Origin of the sequence: Marinobacter sp. tcs-11, assembly GCF_002049515.1 — a bacterium.
Classification (GTDB): Bacteria; Pseudomonadota; Gammaproteobacteria; order Pseudomonadales; family Oleiphilaceae; genus Marinobacter; species Marinobacter nauticus.
On sequence record NZ_LLYU01000005.1, the window covers coordinates 70,977 to 90,281 of the forward strand.

20 protein-coding genes are annotated in these 19,305 nt (G+C 54.3%); 11 read left to right on the forward strand and 9 right to left on the reverse strand.

Translation table 11 applies throughout. The features are described 5' to 3' along the window. Positions 1 to 7: 7 nt before the first annotated feature. The 5 genes from ARC85_RS07585 to sodC form a co-directional block, all read right to left on the reverse strand. Positions 8 to 1,387 carry an undecaprenyl-phosphate glucose phosphotransferase gene (locus ARC85_RS07585; protein ID WP_286714705.1) on the reverse strand — a complete coding sequence of 460 codons (1,380 nt, stop codon included), beginning with the start codon at positions 1,385 to 1,387 and terminating at the stop codon, positions 8 to 10. A 391-nt stretch (positions 1,388 to 1,778) separates the two neighbouring features. After that, positions 1,779 to 2,258 (reverse strand): transcription/translation regulatory transformer protein RfaH, encoded by a 480-nt coding sequence (gene rfaH / locus ARC85_RS07590; protein WP_286714671.1) that lies wholly within the window; start codon positions 2,256 to 2,258, stop codon positions 1,779 to 1,781. Between the two features lie 3 nt (positions 2,259 to 2,261). Next, entirely contained in the window at positions 2,262 to 3,029 is a 768-nt protein-coding gene (gene cysQ / locus ARC85_RS07595; RefSeq protein ID WP_286714672.1) for a 3'(2'),5'-bisphosphate nucleotidase CysQ, read from the reverse strand. Further along, positions 3,029 to 4,390, reverse strand: a complete 1,362-nt coding sequence (locus ARC85_RS07600) for an MBL fold metallo-hydrolase (RefSeq protein ID WP_228223902.1) — start codon at positions 4,388 to 4,390, stop codon at positions 3,029 to 3,031. Before ARC85_RS07600 ends, cysQ begins: the two co-directional genes overlap by 1 nt. A 124-nt stretch (positions 4,391 to 4,514) precedes the next feature. Continuing rightward, positions 4,515 to 5,063 carry a superoxide dismutase [Cu-Zn] SodC gene (sodC, locus tag ARC85_RS07605; RefSeq protein ID WP_286714673.1) on the reverse strand — a complete coding sequence of 183 codons (549 nt, stop codon included), beginning with the start codon at positions 5,061 to 5,063 and terminating at the stop codon, positions 4,515 to 4,517. A 230-nt stretch (positions 5,064 to 5,293) separates the two neighbouring features. Between sodC and ARC85_RS07610 the strand changes: the two genes are divergently transcribed. Next, entirely contained in the window at positions 5,294 to 5,905 is a 612-nt protein-coding gene (locus ARC85_RS07610; protein ID WP_224850105.1) for a c-type cytochrome, read from the forward strand. A gap of 135 nt (positions 5,906 to 6,040) precedes the next feature. Here ARC85_RS07610 and ARC85_RS07615 read toward each other — a convergent pair whose 3' ends face one another. The 3 genes from ARC85_RS07615 to ARC85_RS07625 all read right to left on the reverse strand — a co-directional run bounded on the left by ARC85_RS07615 (position 6,041) and on the right by ARC85_RS07625 (position 7,664). Then, positions 6,041 to 6,742 carry a Fic family protein gene (locus ARC85_RS07615; RefSeq protein ID WP_286714674.1) on the reverse strand — a complete coding sequence of 234 codons (702 nt, stop codon included), beginning with the start codon at positions 6,740 to 6,742 and terminating at the stop codon, positions 6,041 to 6,043. 377 nt (positions 6,743 to 7,119) lie between these two features. Then, positions 7,120 to 7,419, reverse strand: a complete 300-nt coding sequence (locus tag ARC85_RS07620; RefSeq protein WP_023011844.1) for a CcdB family protein — start codon at positions 7,417 to 7,419, stop codon at positions 7,120 to 7,122. Beyond that, positions 7,419 to 7,664, reverse strand: a complete 246-nt coding sequence (locus ARC85_RS07625) for a type II toxin-antitoxin system CcdA family antitoxin (protein ID WP_081698882.1) — start codon at positions 7,662 to 7,664, stop codon at positions 7,419 to 7,421. The genes ARC85_RS07620 and ARC85_RS07625 overlap by 1 nt, the downstream gene beginning before the upstream one ends. A gap of 165 nt (positions 7,665 to 7,829) precedes the next feature. Here ARC85_RS07625 and ARC85_RS07630 point away from each other — a divergent pair, with 165 nt between their 5' ends. Further along, positions 7,830 to 8,378 (forward strand): hypothetical protein, encoded by a 549-nt coding sequence (locus ARC85_RS07630; RefSeq protein ID WP_286714675.1) that lies wholly within the window; start codon positions 7,830 to 7,832, stop codon positions 8,376 to 8,378. A 301-nt stretch (positions 8,379 to 8,679) separates the two neighbouring features. On the opposite strand, the gene ARC85_RS07635 is transcribed toward ARC85_RS07630, so the two are convergent. Further along, positions 8,680 to 9,189 carry a pilin gene (locus tag ARC85_RS07635; protein WP_286714676.1) on the reverse strand — a complete coding sequence of 170 codons (510 nt, stop codon included), beginning with the start codon at positions 9,187 to 9,189 and terminating at the stop codon, positions 8,680 to 8,682. 389 nt (positions 9,190 to 9,578) lie between these two features. Here ARC85_RS07635 and pilB point away from each other — a divergent pair, with 389 nt between their 5' ends. The 9 genes from pilB (at position 9,579) to ARC85_RS07680 (ending at position 19,251) form a co-directional block, all read left to right on the forward strand. After that, positions 9,579 to 11,297 carry a type IV-A pilus assembly ATPase PilB gene (gene pilB / locus ARC85_RS07640; RefSeq protein WP_286714677.1) on the forward strand — a complete coding sequence of 573 codons (1,719 nt, stop codon included), beginning with the start codon at positions 9,579 to 9,581 and terminating at the stop codon, positions 11,295 to 11,297. Positions 11,298 to 11,299: 2 nt separating this feature from the next. After that, positions 11,300 to 12,517 carry a type II secretion system F family protein gene (locus ARC85_RS07645; RefSeq protein WP_286714678.1) on the forward strand — a complete coding sequence of 406 codons (1,218 nt, stop codon included), beginning with the start codon at positions 11,300 to 11,302 and terminating at the stop codon, positions 12,515 to 12,517. 80 nt (positions 12,518 to 12,597) lie between these two features. Further along, on the forward strand, positions 12,598 to 13,473 hold the full coding sequence (locus tag ARC85_RS07650) for a prepilin peptidase (RefSeq protein WP_286714679.1): 876 nt from the start codon (positions 12,598 to 12,600) through the stop codon (positions 13,471 to 13,473). Further along, positions 13,474 to 14,091: a dephospho-CoA kinase gene (gene coaE / locus ARC85_RS07655; protein WP_286714680.1), complete on the forward strand. Its 618-nt coding sequence runs from the start codon at positions 13,474 to 13,476 to the stop codon at positions 14,089 to 14,091. It abuts the gene before it with no gap. Positions 14,092 to 14,179: 88 nt separating this feature from the next. After that, positions 14,180 to 15,169 carry a hypothetical protein gene (locus ARC85_RS07660; RefSeq protein WP_181861263.1) on the forward strand — a complete coding sequence of 330 codons (990 nt, stop codon included), beginning with the start codon at positions 14,180 to 14,182 and terminating at the stop codon, positions 15,167 to 15,169. An 8-nt stretch (positions 15,170 to 15,177) separates the two neighbouring features. Further along, complete coding sequence (tsaA, locus tag ARC85_RS07665; RefSeq protein WP_286714681.1) at positions 15,178 to 15,927, forward strand: tRNA (N6-threonylcarbamoyladenosine(37)-N6)-methyltransferase TrmO; 750 nt, start codon at positions 15,178 to 15,180, stop codon at positions 15,925 to 15,927. Positions 15,928 to 15,971: 44 nt separating this feature from the next. Then, entirely contained in the window at positions 15,972 to 18,326 is a 2,355-nt protein-coding gene (locus ARC85_RS07670; protein ID WP_121207110.1) for a hybrid sensor histidine kinase/response regulator, read from the forward strand. Between the two features lie 33 nt (positions 18,327 to 18,359). Then, on the forward strand, positions 18,360 to 18,548 hold the full coding sequence (gene yacG / locus ARC85_RS07675) for a DNA gyrase inhibitor YacG (protein ID WP_014422088.1): 189 nt from the start codon (positions 18,360 to 18,362) through the stop codon (positions 18,546 to 18,548). A 142-nt stretch (positions 18,549 to 18,690) separates the two neighbouring features. Continuing rightward, positions 18,691 to 19,251, forward strand: a complete 561-nt coding sequence (locus ARC85_RS07680) for a YfaZ family outer membrane protein (RefSeq protein ID WP_286714682.1) — start codon at positions 18,691 to 18,693, stop codon at positions 19,249 to 19,251. Positions 19,252 to 19,305: the final 54 nt, after the last annotated feature.

Consider the following 19,305-nt stretch of genomic DNA (forward strand, 5'->3'; position numbering starts at 1 on the left):
TATCGTTTCAGTAGATGTTTTTGGAGAGAAGAGTCAGAGGGGTTTTAATCAGAATCTTGATATCCAACCACAAGCTCCAGTGGTTGATATATTCCAGATCCAGCTCAACGCGCTTTTGCATCTTGTCCAATGTTTCGGTTTCGCCGCGGTAGCCGCTGATCTGGGCCAGCCCCGTGATACCAGGCTTGATTCTGTGGCGGGCCATGTAGGCGAGAATCTTGTCGGAGTAGTAATCGTTGTGGGCAACAGCATGTGGCCTGGGGCCTACCAAGGACATATCGCCCTTCAGCACATTGAATAACTGCGGGAGTTCATCGAGGGAGGATCGGCGCAGGAAACGGCCGATGGGGGTAACACGTGGGTCTTGCTTCTGCGCCTGTTTTACCTGCGCATCGTTATGGACCTTCATGGAACGGAACTTCAATACTTCAATGATGTTGCCATTCCAGCCATGACGCTCCTGGCGGAAAAGTACCGGGCCCGGGGAGGAATGCTTAACGGCAATGGCGCACGCCAGGAGCACCGGGCTGAGCAAGATAATGCCCAACAGTGCCAATGACTTGTCCATGAACGACTTCATGAGCGCACTGCCTGGGTACGCGGTGAGCGGGCTTTCGTTCAAGTGTATGGCCGGCATTCCGCCCAGATTGTGAATACTGTGATTCAGCAGTTTCAGGTTGGCGAAATCCGGCACCCAGACGACGTCTACACTGGCATCCAACAAGTCGACGTAGAGGCCCTCTATCTGATCCGTCTCCCTTGCCGGTAACGCAATATAGACACGGGCCACCTGATTCGTGCGGATAATATCGCGCAACTGGCTTACGTAACCGAGCGTTGGGAAGTAGCTTGTTTCTTCAAGCTCGTCGTCCTGTGCATCGTCAAGCACCACCAGGCCAACCATGTCTTCGCTACGCTCGTATCGGAGTTTACTGGCCAGGTTATAGGCCAACTGGCCTGAACCAATCACCACGCAGGTGCTGGCCGATCCCAGCTTGGTTTCTACTCGCCGGGCAAGGTTGTGGAGCGGCATAAAGGCAATAGCTTGTAGCAAAAAGCCACCAACGATCCATTGGAGCACGACTTCCCGTGAGTAGGTTTCGCTGGTTTTTGTGATAAAGCCAATAAACACCAAAATGGCCGCAAGGGTAGCCCAGGCCGCTGCCAATCTAGCAATGCCAGCGAGATAGCCATTGCGGGTGCTGAATGCCCGATAGACAGCGTATAAAGGAATTGCAAGCAGGGAGGAGAGCACTGCCAGGACGCGGTAGGTAGAAGGAACGTCACCGGATTTATCCAGGGTTAAAACCAACAGCAGGCCCACCTGGATAAAGGTTGCTACAGCCCACTGCCCCCAGAAAATAAACTTGATGGGGGCCCTGGTCATCGGGGCCAGTGGGTACTCATGCTGAGGCCTGGATAACCGGACACTCGCAAGCTGATGCGGGTGAAACTTGGTTCTTGAAAAGTCGTTCATGAAGCTTTCTGGCACGCTACCGCCCCACCGACCAGGGCCCAGTGTTTTAAGGTCATAGGAATTGATTTTCTAACGACAAGGATAGAACGGCTACAACGGGAGAGAAGTTCCCAACAGCTTCCTTGTCAGGGAATGAATGAAGTATTTCAAAAGCATGACGATTCTACGGCAAGCGCTATGACAAGCAAGTGACAAAAAGTCTGACACTTGGGTAATTCGGGTGCCCTGGCAGTAAACATTTGTTAAACATTAGAAAGCGCAACCAATTCGGTCACATTTTCAACACGTCGTCAGACCGCTTTCAAGCTCTGATGACGGAAACAGGCACCTTTACCTGCTGCTGCTTCTGCATAAAGGAAATCAGCACAATTGCCCGCTCCTCACCATCATAAGCCTGGAAAATTGCGCTAATACCTTTAAACGGGCCATCATCCAGCTCTATGGCCTGACCGGGCTTGATGCCGCCCTGCTCTGCCACCTTATCCATGCTACTTTTAATGTAAGTAATCACTTCGCCGTCAATCGGTGCCGGCCGGTTGGCGAAGCTGACTATGCGCAGCACACCGCGAGTGGACCGGAGCTTAGCCCACATCGGGTCGCTTTGCTCCAGGTTCACAAATACATAACCAGGAAACAGTGGCTCCAGCTTTTTGGTGCGTTTACCTGCCTTGATCTTCTCCACCTCGATTTTCGGGTAGAAGCAGGCGATGCCCTGATTCTGCAGGTGCTGGACCGCCCGGTCGCCCTGAGCCGGCTTGTGTTGTAGTGCGTACCAGGTCATGGGTTAGAAATACCAGTTTCCCGCGGCAATGAAATTGGGGTTCAGTATGTTTTCTTTTCCGTAAACCAAGGGGTGGCCCTCCGGCGTTTGCACCTTCCCCCCTGCGGCGACGAGCACCGCGTGGGCGGCTGCGGTATCCCACTCGCTGGTTGGGCCCATTCGTGGATAAATATCAGCATGCCCTTCGGCAATTCTGCAGAATTTCAGGGAGCTGCCAGCCTGGACGGTTTCGTGCGATCCCAGGGTCTCAATAAAGGCGCGGGTTTCTTCATTCAGGTGGTTTTTGCTGGCGACCACGCGCAACGTGTCTTTGGGTTCTGCCACCCGTATGCGGTGCACCATGCCGGTACGGTCCCGCATGTGAGCACCTTCACCCTTGATACCCCAGAAAGCTTCTTTCAGGGCTGGAGCGGTGACCACGCCCATTACGGGCTCGCCGTCTTCAATCATGGCGATGTTAACGGTGAATTCGCCCGTGCGCTGGGTAAAATCCTTGGTGCCGTCGATGGGATCAATCAGCCAGAACCGGCGCCATTTTTTCCGCTCTTCCCAGGGAATCTCCGCGCCCTCTTCCGAGAGTACGGGAATGTCCCGGCTGATTTGGCGCAGGCCCTTGACAATGATGTCGTGGCTGGCGATGTCCGCAGCGGTGATGGGTGAGTGATCTTCCTTATAATTCACCTTGAAATCAGACTGGTAGATATGCAGCACTTTTTCGCTGGCTTCATCAGCGATTTTGATCACATCTGGCAGTATGGAGCTGTAGTGCATCAGATCTCTACCTCTTCGAACAAATCCGGTACCTCGGCATCCCATCCGAACTTTTCCGAGATGCGCTTGCGCATGGTATCACTGGCCACCGCTTCGCCGTGAGTCACGTACACCTTTTCGGGCTTCAGAGTACCTTGCTCCAGCCAGTGCAGGATTTCCCGATAGTCGCCATGAGCACTCATGGAATCCATGTTATGGATCTCTGCTTTCACCGGCCAGTACTCACCGTGAATCTTGACCGATTCGGCGCCATGCACCAAGACATCGCCGCGTGTGCCAGGTGCCTGGAAGCCCGCAAAGACAACGCTGTTTCTGGGATTTGGCAGCAGGGTTTTAAGATGGTGCAACACCCGGCCGCCCGAGGCCATTCCACTGGCTGAGATGATCACGCAGGGATATCTCACGGCATCCAGCTCAATGGATTCCTCGACGGTGCGAACGAACTCTGTTTTGTCGTCGATCAGCTCGCACTGGGCGCCGTTAAGCTTGTGCTCTTTGTGATGTTTGCAGAAAATTTCCGTGGCTTTGATGGCCATGGGGCTGTTGAGATACACCGGAAGTTTGGGAATTCGCCCCTGCCCCATCAGTTTGTGCACAACGTACAACAACATCTGGGCCCGGCCCACGGCAAATGCCGGCATCAACACGATTCCGCCACGGCCTGCGGTTTTGGTGATGATCTGCTCCAGATCTTTTTCAGGATCGGTTTCGCCATGGGTGCGGTCGCCGTAGGTGGATTCGCACACGAGCACATCCGCATGGCTGATGGGCTCTGGCGGGCGCATGATGATGTCGTCCTGGCGCCCGACATCGCCACTGAATACCACGGTTCGGGATGAACTCTTGTGCGTAACGTGAACGCAGGAGGAACCCAGGATATGCCCGGCCGGAGTGAACTGAACCTCAAAGCCCTTCACCGGCTCGAATTTCTCGTGGTAGTGCAGGGATTCAAAGTGCTTCAGGGCTTCCCAGGCGTCTTTTTCGGTAAACAGAGGTTCCGGTTTTTCGTGCTTTGAGAACTTTTTCCGGAAGGCGTACTTGGCATCCTCTTCCTGCAGGAACCCGGCATCGGGCAGCAGTACTTTGCAGAGCTCATGAGTGGCTTTGGTGCAGTAGATCTTGCCTTTAAACCCGTTCTTGACCAACGCAGGAAGGTAGCCGGAATGGTCAATGTGCGCGTGGGTAAGCACCACCGCATCGATAGTTGAAGGATCTACCGGAAACTTGGCCCAGTTTCGGCGGCGCAGGGTTTTCACGCCCTGGTACATGCCACAATCCACCAGCATGCGGTGATTGTCGTCGGAAAGCAGATAGCGGGAGCCGGTGACGGTGCCTGTACCACCGAGGAAGCGGAGTTTCATAGGCGCGTAAGTCCTTGTCTGGTTGGCGATAGACAAAGCTTAACGTAATTTTCCAGTGATGGGAGTGCTGTGGAGGGAGGAATTGACCCCGGTCAGTGGTGATCACCGGGGCCTGATGAAGGTTTTAACCCGCTACAACACCGCAGGCCACCCGGGCACCGCCACCCCCAAGAGGCTGGGGTGAATCCGAGTAATTGTCTCCCCCACCATGAATCACCAGGGCCCGGCCTTTAAAATCGCTCAGCTGCAGCCGCGGCGCAATATTGGTCTGGGCGTTTTCTCCCTCCTGGCCAACGTGCAACCTTGGCAGGTCGCCAAGATGTCCGGATTTATCGAACGGGCCTTTATGCTTCCCGGTGTTTTTTGGGTCGTAGTGTCCACCGGCGGCCCCTGCAGGCGTTGTTTTTCCGTCTTTTTCTACCGGGCTGCAGTCCGCGTTTTCATGGAGATGAAAGCCGTGAACTCCGGGCGAAAGACCAGTGATATCAGACTCAATAAGTACGCCCTGATCGTAAGCGGTGAGTGTAACCGTGCCGATGGAATCCCCGCGGCCTTCCACGCCGGCTTCAAACATTTCCACCTCAAGCTTTGGCTCTGCGACTACCTGTGAAGCCGCCAGAATCAAAGCAGCGGACGTTGTGACAAGGGATAACCCCTGTTTCTTGCTATGCATACTGTTCTCCTTATCCATTGCTGTTAAAGAAGATAGCGATGCTCCGCATGGTGAGCGCCTGCTAACAAGCGTAGTCACGATCTCGCTTGTTTTAAACATTTGACGATGCGAAGCCCTGAATTCCGAATTTTTGATCTTTGGCAAGACCACAACCGGGGCAGCAGACTATTCTTTGGCCTTTCCGAAGAAGTAGGTGGCTTATGCTGGGTAGTTCGCACTTGAGGAAACTGATGATCGTCGTCGGCCTTGCGGCCTCTCAAATGGTTTCAGCCAGCCCTGCCGACGATGCAATGTCACAACTGAACGCCATCATGGCCGATGACACCAAGCGCCAGGCCAGCTACGAGGCCGGTCACGAGCGCATCCGCTTCTGTGGCTATTGTCACGGTGAGGACGGCAACAGCAAGCGCGAATACATACCCAACCTGGCCGCCCAACACCCGCTCTACCTGTTCAACCAGTTCGAGAAATTCCGCAACGGTACCCGTGAGGACTACGTGATGTCCAAACTAGCGAAAACACTGTCATTGGAGGAGCGAATCAATATTGCGGTTTATTACAGCCAGCAAACGGCAAAGCCCCGCACTGGCGGCGACCCCACCAAGGCTGACGCTGGCGAGAAGCTGTTTGCTGCGCAATGCGCGGGTTGTCACGGTGAAAACGCGCAAGGTTTCCAAGATATGCCCCGCCTGGCTGGGCAGCCTGCCGAGTATCTCGGGATTGCGTTGAGGCGGTTCAAGGAGATGGACCCCACCAAGCACAGTACGCCGATGATTGGGGTGGCTGGGATTTTGTCAGAGGGGGAGATTGAAGCTTTGGCGGAGTATTTGGCTGGACGATGATCAGACCTGCAGCAAATGAGAGAAGCTCCGATCAGGCTTGTGCCTGTCCATGAATTGCCCAGGCTTGTGCCTGTCCATGAATAACCTGTGCCTGTCCATGAATAACCGCCGAAATGTACTGCTGGTCTGACCCGTTTACTCTTCTTTCATAATACGAACGACCCGTTCGTCCATGCAGCTACGCACAAATGCATTCATTTCACGCTGGTCGCCAGACTCGTAGAATCGGAGCATAAGTTCATTGAACTCGAGCTGGCTTGAAGCCGGGATATTGACGGCCGGATAGCCGTTGCTCAGCAGGTGGCCGTTCATCATAAAACGCCCCATGCGCTTGTTCACATCGTAGAAAAACTGGCAACGGGCCATGGTTAGGAACAGGTGGACAGCCTGATCGTAAACATCATCCATGTGTTGTAGTTCATCGATCATGCGGTCAAAACGTTCCGGTAACTCACTAGCCGCCGGTGGCTCGTAATCAGTGCCGGCAATGAGTACGGAGCCACTGCGAAAGCAGCCCCACTCCAATGTTTCTTCCCTTGCAGCAACCGCATGCAGAGCCATGGCGCAATCGGCCGATAAACTGAAGCTCCCTTCCCGGATCATTTGAAAGAGCAGCTTCCAGGCCTCGCCCTGATTAACGGCGATTTGCTGATCGCTCAGCCGATGCCCACCCACTGTGACACCCTGCAGCAGGGTTTGTACCTCCGGTAACGTAAAGTTGATGCCCTCCAGGCGCACTGCATCGTAAACAAATACCGACACCGCACGTTGTGCAAGCATAAGTGCTTTTTCGGGGTTGGGTGACATTGACCAGTGGCTGTCTGTGGCGGTGGGCATTTCGGCTCCGGTTGGCGTTGCAACTTTCAGTTGTTTTCAAGACTGCAAATTTACCATAGCGGGCGTAAAAAGCTGAGTTTGCGATAGCTAGTGTCCCGTCTGGCTAATTCCTTAACCTACTGAGCTTCTGAAAAACCGAAGAGCTAGGCGTGCTGGTGAAGGTTTGGTGGTTCCAAATCGAGCCAGCAGAACGACGTTCTTCGGTTTTTCAGAAGCTCCCGGAGGGCTTGTCTCTGAGGACTCTGAGCCCTGTGTTGCCAGTCCTTGATGTGGAACCACCACATCTGCAGACTGGCGCCTTGGTCAGAGTCCTCAGAGGCAAGCAGTAGATTAAGGAATTAGCCAGACGGGACACTAGCGCCTGCCCATGATCCCCCCTAAAAGCCCAAAAGCAGCATATCCAGTGCTGCGGCAATGTCATCTTGCTGCTCAGCAAGGCTACCGGAGCAAAAACGCAATTCGCTTTCCGGCACAGCCGCCATATATTGAGTCGCCATGACGACTTCCAGGCCGTTGATGCTAAACACAGGATTCAGCCTCTGAGCAGGGAATGGCGCCGACGATTTGGGCAGTAACGGCACAACTACTCGTGTGTTCAAGCCACTGAGAAGGTCTGACTGAACGTCCAGCAGATATCCCGCCCCGTTTTTATTTTCAAAGATATCGAAACGAGACATCAGAACTGGCGATGCCGTGCAAGAGGCAAGCCGTTGGCTTCAACATAAGCGTTCGAGCTTTCAAGCGCTTCAGCATTCTCGTTAAGCCATTTGCTCCGCTTATGGAGTTTAACCGCTTCCGCAATTCCTGCTTCTGCAGACCGAGAGACATTGATTCCAAGGGATTTTGCCTCTTTGAGAAGAGTGCTATCCAGCGATAGATTCGTTGGTTTACGTATGGACTTTGTAGTTTCGGCAGTTTGCATGGTGTTGCCCTCTCGAGAAATGTTCTACTCAGTATATGCGCATGGTTCTTGGGCATCAATTTTGTGGAGACAAGCTAGTAAGCTAGTGCCTGTCCATGATCAACTGGGCGAGTGGAGGAATACGCGGAAACCTTCCGGCAGCGGTTGGCGGATTTGAGCTGGTTTATGAAATGCCTTAATGAGCCAATTGCGAGGCAGGCCAACCGGGAAGATGAGTGCACGGGCCATTTCTGGGAGAGTAGATTCAAATCCCAGGCTCTGGATACCGAGGAGGCCCTTCTCTCCTGCATGGTCTACATTGATCTGAACCCAATCCGCGCTGCCATGGCAGAAAAACCGGAGACTTCCGACCACACAAGCAATAAAGAACGCATTCACCCAACCTTTGATCTGGCGGAAGCTATTGCACGACAAACGGAACAGCAGGCGCTGAATGAGTTTTCGGTGCCGTTAAAACCGCTACTGGGTTTTGAAGGCGTGATTCGAAACGGCTTCCAGCGAGGCATCCTGTTCAGCTTTGAAGATTACCTGGAACTGGTAGATTGCACTGGGCGGATCAGCCGAAGCGACAAACGGGGTGCAATTGATGAGAAGGCGCTCCCGATTCTGGAACGGCTGAACCTGGAGCCGGAACGGTGGTGCCACCGGGCGACCGCGTTCGAGGACAGTTATCAGGATTATCGGAATCCTGAACGGCGGCGTCGAGCAGCCTAACGTCCCCACCCTTTCCTGTTGAAATACCTATATCGGCATGCCAGCCGAGAACGTCGCTCGCCTGAAATTGGCGGATTTCCAGCATTCACGGTGGAATGCCGCCGCTGTTTTGCCATAACGCCGAAATAGACGCAGCAAACCGAAAACCAGAAACGACAAAGGCCCGGGGGCGAAACCTCCGGGCCTTTGGGGGCCTGGTCAAGCTAGTGCCTGTCCAAGATCAGTCAAGGCCCAGGGTCGAAACCGCCGGGCCTTTGGGTGTCGGGTCAGGCTAGTGCCTGTCCCTGATCCATTGTACTACTTAGCGACATTCCGCAGGGGCGAACTTTGCTTCCAAAGTACCAGCATTACCTACCGCGAATGCAGAACCGGCAGCTCTACAGCGCCAAGAGATACCATCATTGGGCGGAGTAAAGGCCGCAGTTGCATCTGGCAATGCTGCTGGCGCCGCGGCACCTCCAGTGTAGGGAACCAGCGTAAGGGTGCCATTGCCTGCCCTAGCAGTGTAAGTGATGGTAATTTCGCCAGTGTCTGGGGCAATGACCATATTAGCAACGTTATCCGTAGCACTTGGCGCTGTCCATCCTGCCGCGTAGCCAGTGGCCGAATCCCTACCAATGGAAGCGATTTCAGACACGTTAGTCTTCGCAGCACTAGCCAAGTTAAGACCTTCAGTTACTCGCGCCCGAACGGTGTAATCCTGATACGCCGGAATCGCTACAGCAGCCAAAATACCAATGATAGCCACGACGATCATCAGTTCAATCAGAGTAAAGCCCTGCTGACCCTTGTTCACTTGAATCTTTTGCATTTTATCGACCTCTAGGATTGTCGTTTCGCTTTTTCAGCTCCGGGGCGATGGAGCTTTGCCACCTCACCGCACTGAGCTTGGGATAATCCATGCATTCATCATGCCAAACTCAAGAAAACTGCCAAACAATTCGGTTTAACAACAAGTTGAAAATCTTCGTGAAACAGATCACAGGTTCATATGACTAACCGTGACGGTCACCAGCAGTCTAAGAGTGACGTTTTTTGTCACTCGAGCACGCCTTTTTCGACAAGGCCACGAACGCTACAGGTCTATGAGAAACGTCAAGTCTGAGGCCAGCTTCACTTTCCAAAAGACCAGTACACATCTAAACTCTCTGAGCATAAACACGCGATTCAGCCACTTAGACGACTTTTCTCAGAGCATTTATGGCGAACAGCAACCGAAACGTGACTTTGACGGGCCTCGCCCGTCGTTTTGTGGACGACGGCCTTCTGGATGAAGAAACCGCAAAAGACGCATTTATCCAGGCGTCTCAGAACCGAATTCCACTGATTACCTACCTGACCCAGAATCAACTTGCCGATAGTTCCAAGCTCGCATTCTCCGCAGCCATGGAATTTGGTGTTTCGGTGCTGGACCTGGATTCCTTTCTTCCGGAAATGATGCCGGAGAAAGTGGTCGACGAAAAACTGGTTCGCAAACATAACGCTCTCCCGCTCTATAAAAGGGGCAACAGACTTTTTATAGCAGTTTCAGACCCGACGAATATTCAGGCTCTGGATGAGATCAAGTTCAACACCGGCCTGAGCACCGATGCGATTCTTGTAGATGACTCAAAACTCCGCACTGCTATTGACAAGTACCTGGAGTCCCAAGACACGACAATGGGCGACCTGGACGATGCAGACCTGGAAGGCGTCGAAACAGAGGGCGGTGAAGGCGAGGACGATGACGGCTCGGTATCTGCCACGGACGTTGATGATGCACCCATCGTTAAATATGTGAACAAGATGTTGCTGGACGCAATTCGAGGCGGGGCTTCAGATATTCACTTTGAGCCCTATGAAAAGATCTACCGTGTGCGTTACCGGACCGATGGCATATTGAAAGAGGTTTCTCGCCCCTCCATCAAGTTGGCTCCCAAGATCTCTGCCCGTGTAAAGATTATGGCCCAGCTCGACATTTCTGAGCGAAGGGTTCCTCAGGATGGCCGTATAAAGATGAAGCTATCCAAAACCAAGGCTATCGATTTCCGGGTAAATACCCTGCCAACACTTTGGGGCGAAAAGATCGTTTTGCGGATTCTGGACCCAAGCCAGGCGAAGCTCGGCATTGATGTGCTGGGCTACGAGGAGGATCAGAAAAAGCTGTATATGGACGCCTTGGCCCAACCTCAGGGCATGATCCTGGTCACAGGGCCGACAGGGTCCGGTAAAACCGTATCGCTTTATACCGGGTTGAACATTCTGAACACCCCGGGCATCAACATTTCCACAGCGGAAGATCCGGCAGAGATCAACCTGGAAGGCATTAATCAGGTAAACGTAAACAACCGAGTAGGGCTCGGCTTTGCCGAGGCACTGCGCGCCTTCCTACGCCAAGACCCGGACGTCATCATGGTGGGTGAGATCCGGGATCTCGAAACCGCCAACATTGCCATCAAAGCCGCGCAAACCGGTCACCTGGTACTTTCCACGCTACACACGAACAGTGCAGCCGAGACACTCACGCGTATGATGAATATGGGAGTGCCCGCGTTTAACATAGCCACATCGGTAAGTTTGATTATTGCCCAACGACTGGGCCGGCGACTCTGCAGTAGCTGCAAACAACCCGCGGATGTACCCAAAGACGTGCTTTTGAAGGAAGGGTTCACACAAGAACAAATTGATACAGGCTTCACGTTGTACCGCCCCAAGGGCTGTGATAAATGCAATGGTGGATATAAAGGCCGCGTTGGTATTTACGAGGTGGTCAAGATTACCGACGAGTTGGCAAGCATGATTATGGAAGAGGCCAGCTCCATCAAAATTGCAAAGCAGGCTCAGGCGGAAGGTTTCCGAAACCTCAGGCAATCGGCACTTCTCAAGGTTATTGAGGGAGTGACCAGTCTTGAAGAAGCCAACCGTGTGACGAAGGATTAAGCATGGCAGAAAAAGCGCAGAAGCTCGAAGCATACGTTTGGGAAGGCAAAGACCGCAAAGGTAATAAAGCCAAAGGGGAGCTTGCGGGCTCCAATATCGCCTTGGTAAAAGCCCAGTTGCGCAAACAGGGCATCATTCCGGATAAGGTTAAGAAAAAGCCAAAGCCACTGTTTGGCGGCAGCAAGAAGATCACGCCTTTCGACATCGCAATGCTGACGCGTCAGCTGGCAACCATGATGAAAGCCGGTGTCCCCCTAGTTCAGAGTTTCGATATCGTGGCCGATGGCCTCGAAAACAAAGGCTTGCAGGAACTGGTGATGACCATCCGGAACGATATCTCTTCCGGTACCGGGTTCGCCTCATCTCTGCGCAAACACCCGAAGTATTTTGACGATCTGTATTGTAACCTCGTGGATTCCGGTGAGAAGGCCGGCGCACTGGAGCAGATGCTTGATCGTATTGCGACTTACCTTGAGAAAACTGAAATTCTCAAGAAAAAAGTTAAAAAGGCCATGACATACCCCATCGCGGTTGTCGTTGTTGCGATTGTGGTTACGGCCATCTTGCTGGTTAAGGTGGTTCCCCAGTTTGAAAGCTTGTTCCAAGGTTTTGGGGCCGATCTGCCAGTATTTACCCAATTTATTATCAGGATCTCGGAATGGATGCAGTCCTGGTGGTTTGTGGTTTTACTCGGCATTGTCGGTACCATCTTCCTGTTCAAGGAATCAAAACGGCGATCGCAGAAGTTTTCGGATTTCGTTGATAAATATGTATTGAAGTTGCCCATTGTCGGAGAAATCCTCGATAAATCCGCAGTAGCCAAATTCGGCCGTGTACTCTCTACCACGTTCGCGGCGGGCGTTCCTCTCGTTGACGCACTGGACTCGGTTGCTGGCGCGACGGGCAATGCCGTGTATAGGGACGCTGTGATGAACATTAAAAATGATGTCTCCAGCGGTACGCAACTGCAAGCTTCTATGCGGCAACAGGGAGTCTTCCCTGTGATGGCAGTTCAATTGACCGCCATCGGCGAAGAGTCGGGCAATCTGGACGATATGCTGTCAAAAGTCGCGGAACATTATGAAGGTGTCGTCGACGATATGGTTGATAACCTCACAGCCCTGATGGAGCCCATGATTATGGCCGTACTCGGTGTACTGGTTGGCGGGCTGATTATCGGCATGTACCTGCCAATCTTCCAGATGGGGCAGGTCGTCTAACGATTCACTCATCACACGTTTTTATTTGCCCCTCTCCGCCGGGGAGAGGGGCCAAAACAACGATCTAATCGAGTCCTTGAATGCTCCCCCTAGAAACCATCCTGTCCACCCCCTGGCTTCTCTATCTGGTCGTCATTTTCGTCTCTCTCTGCGTCGGTAGTTTTCTGAACGTTGTCATCCTTCGCCTGCCCAAAATGATGAAGCAGGAATGGCGCTGCCAGTGCGAGGAGTTTCTGGAAGTGCCGGAGGACGACCGCAAGTCAGATGAGCGGATAACTCTTTCAAAGCCGGCCTCCACCTGCCCGTCCTGCGGCCACAAAATTCGCGCCTGGGAAAACATTCCGGTCATCAGCTGGCTAATGCTTGGTGGCAAATGCTCTTCGTGCAAAACACGTATTTCGCCGCGTTACCCCATCATTGAAGCACTGACTGCGGTGTTTTCCGTCGTAACGGTTTATCTGCTGGGGCCATCTGAGACCGCGCTCTGGGCACTGCTGATGGTCTGGGCTCTGGTGGCGCTGACCATGATCGATTTCGACACACAACTCCTGCCAGACGGCATCACCCTGCCCCTGATGTGGCTTGGCCTGGTGCTTAACTACTTTGGTGTGCTGACGGATTTTGGCAGCGCTTTCTGGGGCGCTGTGGCAGGTTACCTCTCGCTCTGGAGCGTGTACTGGTTGTTCAAACTGGCCACCGGCAAGGAAGGCATGGGGCACGGTGACTTCAAGCTGTTAGCGGCGCTGGGGGCCTGGCTGGGCTGGCAACTGCTGCCTGCGGTGATTCTGCTCTCCTCTCTGGTGGGCGCGATAGTGGGCATCAGTCTGATGGTATTCCGCAAACACGGGCGTGAAGTGCCGATTCCTTTCGGCCCTTACCTGGCCGCTGCAGGCTTACTCTCGTTGTGGTTTGGGACTGAAATCCAGGCCATATGGTTCGGGTACCTAGGAGTCTGAATGTCCCGCTATTCGGTTATCGGCCTCACCGGAGGTATTGGCTCCGGAAAATCCACCGTTGCACGCATGTTTGGCGCTCTTGGCGTGCATTGGGTGGACGCTGACGATGTCGCCCGACAGGTCGTAGAACCAGGCACACAAGCCCTCAGAGCCATCGCTGATCACTTCGGCGAAAGTATTCTTCAGGATAACGGCGAACTGGATCGTGCTGCCCTGCGCCAAAAAGTGTTTGAGGACCCGGAACAACGACGCTGGCTGGAGGGATTGTTGCACCCCATTATCCGCCAGGAACTGATCCGCCAGTTATCACCCGAGGATTACAATCTGCCCTACGTGATGCTGGTCTCTCCCCTGCTTCTGGAGACCAACCAGCACGAACTGGTGGAGCGGATTGTTGTGGTGGATGTACCGGAAGAAACTCAGATTAATCGCACCATGACGAGAGACGGGAATAGCCGCGAACAGGTGGAGCGGATACTCGCTGCCCAAATGTCCAGAGCCGCGCGCCGCGAAAAATCCGATGCGATTATCGACAATGCCCAGCCGCTGGAGCGTGTGGAAACTTCAGTACGCGCTCTGCATCAACGTTTTCTGGCGGATTTCAGCCAAGGAGCATAGTCTGATCCGCCCCGCACTTATTCTTACTGCACTTGCCACCGGCCTCCTCGCTTGTTCCTTCACGAAAGCGGCAGAACCGGTTATCACCATGCGTGATATCTCGGTGCCCGCCCTTCTGGCGCCGGAGCGCCTGCCGATTTCGTTCTATACCTTCAAACCCGATGAGTTCTGGGCAGAGCCCAGGGATTCCTGGTGGCTGGGAGTCAGCGACTGGGTTATTCGGCAGGAACGTCAGCACGGCCCAACAGTGCAGTCCCTGGGTGCATGGGCGGATCGAACACTGTCCGGCTCTTCTCAGGCGCTGCCAAATAACGAAAGCTACCTGCGACTGGGGTTTGCAGCAGAATCCGAATACAGCGATCCGGCCCAGTTTGAGCCGGAGCTTCGCTTTCGTCTCGATGTTCCCACCGCTGAGGAGAAGCTGAGGCTGGTGGTGGAAAGTGAAAGCGAAGAACTGATCCCGCTGGCGGAACGTGAGCGGGACAGGCAACTGACGGAACCGGAGCGAACCGACACAGAGACAACCGGCGCCCTGAGGTTTCTGACGGATGTTGGAGACTCCATCAATCTCTCCACCGACATTGGTGGCCGGCTGCGACTACCACCCGAACTGTTCTGGCGTATGAAAGCTCGAAAAGGCTGGAAGATTGACAGGGACTGGTCACTGAATACTCAGCAGCGCCTGTACTACTATCACACAGAAGGCTGGGGGACGCGCAGCTGGATTGGCCTTGATCGCTCATTGGGGAAAGGCTGGCACTACTACAACTCGTCCGAACTGGAATGGGTTCATAGTGACCGCAAGTTTGTAGCGGCCCACGTTCATAGCGTGCAGAAACGACTGAACACTCGTTCGGTAATTACCCCTCGAGTTGGCATTCTTGGCGAAAGCCAGCCAACCTGGCGAACCACAAGCTATTTCGCAGACGTAACCTGGCGCTACCGGATGTACAGCAACTGGCTTTTTGCCGAGTTGATACCAGCTCTGGAGTATCAGCGGGATGAGGGGTTTGACGATCAGGCCTCTATCGTATTCCGAATCGAAATGTACTTTGCAGGCACCATTGACCGGGAATGACATCAGAAATGAGCAGACCACAGCATAAAAGCCGGCCCGCCGAGGAAGCTCTGACGCTCACACCGATTGCCATCACGCGCTCCTGTTTTCAGGACAAGTTCGGCGTTCCCCGGCAACCCCGCCTTACCCGTCATGCCCACGCGGAACTGGTTATCCAGAGCCCATTTGATCGTGAAGACGCTTTCCGGGGCCTCGAGTCAGCCAGCCATATCTGGCTTACCTTCCAGTTTCATGAGGCCGTTCGCGCCGAATGGCGCCCGGTGGTTCGGCCCCCGAGGCTTGGGGGTAACAAGAAAATCGGTGTGTTTGCCAGCCGATCGCCTTTTCGCCCGAACAGTCTCGGCCTTTCCGTCGTCAGAAACGAAGGGCTCGCTCGCAAGAATGGCGAACTGGTCCTGAAGATCAGTAATCACGACCTGATTGAAGGCACACCGATTCTCGACATCAAGCCCTACCTGCCATTCTCGGATTCTGTCCCGGAGGCATCACTGGGCTGGGCAGACAGCGCGCCGACCGACAGATTGGAGGTGACCTTTGCACCGGAAGCCTCTGACCAGCTAAGCCAGCTTCCGGAGGCCGACTATCCGGATTTCCGCGCCCTGATTGAGGACGTCGTCAGTTACGACCCGCGCCCGTCGTTCCGCCGAGGACGGGACGAACAACGAATCTACGGAGCCAACCTGTTCGACAAGAACGTTCGGTTTCGATTTGTGAACGAAGATTCAATCATGCGTGTGGAAGTGATATCCGTCTGTTAAGATGCACCTTGGTGATTTTGTAGTCGACACAGGGAACTTGTGCCTTGCCTTCAAACCAGTTCTTCAAGCGTTTGGGTTTGCGCCCACTGGCACTGCGGTTGCTTGGGTGGGTGCTGCTGTACAGCCTGATATTGTCACTGGTGGCAACGGGTGTTCAGATGATTGGCGAATTCGAACGCCAGAAATCGGAATTGCAGAGCAGTCAGGAGCGCGCCGCTGAACTTATCGCCGGCGGCATGAGCACCAACCTGTGGGTGATGAATTTCAGCGAAGTAGCCAATAGCCTGGACGACATGCGTTCCATGCCTTTTATTGGCTATGCGCGGGTAATCACGACCACCGGCGAAGAATTCAGTACCGGCTCCTACCCTGAAGGCCGGGTAATCACCCAGACATTCCCCCTCGAATTCAACCGTTCCAGTTTTGACCGTCCGCAACGCGTGGGGGAACTGACCATTGTTTCGTCTATTGAACAGGTATACCAGGATATCCTCGATCGCGCCCTGCTGAATCTCCTGTTCCAGTCCATTGTGGTGATGCTGGGCACATTGGGATTGCTGTTGATTGTACGGGTAGCACTGTCCCGCCACCTGGAGACCATGGCGGACTATGCGGCCAAGCTGAATCTGGATGCACTTGTTGAGCCTCTGAAACTGCGCCGGCGCAACCCTTCCCGGCCCGATGAGCTTTCAGAACTGGAGCAGGCATTGAACAAGATGCGGTTGCAGATTCTTGAGGACACCCGTTCCTTAAGGCAGACCACCATCCAGACCCAGGGTGAACGGGACGAAGCTATCCGGGCCAATCACGCCAAGAATCAGTTTCTGGCCAATGTCAGCCACGAGCTGCGTATTCCGCTTCAGTCTGTCCTCGGTTACGCCAATTTGCTGACCGACACGCCTCTGGACCAGGAGCAACGGGAGTATGTGAATACCCTCCTCAATGCCTCGGAAAGCCTGTCTTCCATCATCAATGACCTGCTGGATATCTCCAGCATGGAAGCCGGCAAGCTGGAGCTTGAGGCTATTCCTTTTGACCTGCGCGAAACCCTGAACGATCTGATTCACATGCTTGGCTCCCGGGCCCGGGAAAAAGGTCTGGCCCTGGAAGTACGGGTGGATGAAAACCTGCCCTGGGCGCTGACGGGAGACCCGGTACGCATTCGCCAGGTGTTGCTGAACCTGTTATCCAATGCCATTAAATTCACAGATTCCGGCCATGTGCTGATCAGCATTGAGGTTCTGGGCAGAAAAGAAGGCAAAGTGCGCCTTCGGTTGGCGGTTGAGGACACCGGGGTTGGTATAAATCCGGAGGATATACCTCTGGTATACGAGCCCTATGTTCAACTTGGTCAACGCTTCCAGCGTCAGTTACCTGGTGCGGGGCTCGGGCTCACCATCTGCCGTCAACTGGTCGATCTGATGGGCGGCTCGATGGATCTGGAGAGTCGCCCGGGTGAGGGCTCGACTTTTTGGGTGGAACTGTCACTCCAGGAGGCGACCGATGGCTCTGCCAAGGTGCGGCCGGATTCTCGGCAGGTGCAGGGCCGGCGGGTACTGGTCGTTGATTCCTACGAGCTGTCACGCAAGATTACTCTGGAGATGCTATCCCGGTACGATGTTCACATTGATGCCGTGCGGTCAGCCGGGGAAGCACTGACCGCCCTGCGACAAGCCTTTGATGCAGGCATACCCTACGACGCTACAATTCTGGACGGCTTCGTGCCCGACATGGATGCGGATTTACTGTGCCGCCAGGTACGGAGCAACCCGCAATGGGCCGAAATGAGGCTTCTGATCCTGTCCTCCAACCCCCAGCGAGGGGACGCCGAGCATTTTCGCCAGGCCGGTGCTGATGCCTTCTTGAGCAAGTCTCTCCGGGAATCCTACCTGATTCCGATCCTGAACCAGCTGTTTACCCATGACACACAACAGGAACGCCGGTTTCTTACCCGCTTTTCTCTGAAGACCATGGCGGATGCCGGAAGTCGCCAGCGGGAAATCCCTTGCGGTCGGATGCGGGTGCTGCTGGTGGAAGACAATCCCGTAAACCGCACCCTTACCCGTCGATTGCTGGAAAAACTGGGCTGCGAAGTCATGACGGCAAACGACGGGCAGGCCGCATCCTCGCTGTGGCAATGGCATCAGTTTGATGTGGTTTTCATGGACTGCGTTATGCCCCGGATGGACGGCTACGAAGCAACACGCCAGCTCCGGGCCTGGGAAACCAACCATGGTCGCAGCCGGGTACCGGTTGTGGCACTGACAGCCAGCGCCATGGAAGAAGATGAGGAACGTTGCCGCGAAGCAGGCATGGATTCCTTTGTGGCTAAACCTGTCAACCTTGAAATGCTACGGGCAGTGCTGGAACAATATTGTCAGGCTTCTGCAACATCCTGATGAAGCCGCAAGTCACCTGCCCGGAATCATGCCATGAATGTAGAGTGTCCCACCTGTAAGAAATCCGTGGAGTGGAGCGAGGCCAACCCCTGGCGCCCCTTCTGCTCTGAGCGCTGCAAACTGATCGATCTGGGTGCCTGGGCCAATGAGGAGTATCGGGTGCCCGCCGAAAATGCGTCTCCTGATGATCTCGACCAGGGCGGCGAGGTTACCCGCCATTGACGTTTTGGTTACCAACCACTTACGGGCTTTTAAGTTGTTAACCACCCGGCAGATGTTTAACATCCGTTGACGTTGAAACTATCGCATATACCGGCAGTTGCGCCGGCCACGCTCTCATAACGACAGCAAAAAAGGTGTACACATGAAGATTACCCGCGTCTCAGCACTGGCACTTTCTCTTGCCGCCGCTCCGGTTCTGGCCAGTGACCTGGATCTGAGTCTGACCAACGATTCGGTCAAAGGTCAGGTTAACTTCTTCGGCAGCCAGGACGAGCTGCAACTGGGTGCCGGATACACCTACCATGAAGGTAGTCGCCACATTATCAACGCCGATTTTCATGCCCAGGGCCGTACCGCTCTCGGTAACCTGCCAACGACTGCCGGCATCGGCATGCGTGGCGTCGGCTGGGATGACGACGATGTTGATGGCGGTGCCATCGGCCTTGGTGGTTTCGCCACGGTGAACATTCCAACAGTGCCCGGTCTGTCGTTTGGCGGCAGCCTGCACTATGCTCCAAGCATTCTGTCGTTTGGCGATTCCGACGACATGACCAGCGTGGAACTGCGTGGCAGCTACCGGGTTATCCGCAATGCGGAAGTGTTTGCCGGATACCGTTACCTGAATACAGAACTGGATTTTGCCGGTTCTCCAGATGTGAATCTGGATGAAGGCGTGCTGGCCGGGATCAAGATCTTCTTCTGACCGCTTCGCCTCGGTTACCCGGCGCCTTGCCGGGTGACTGATTCGTGCAGCTAT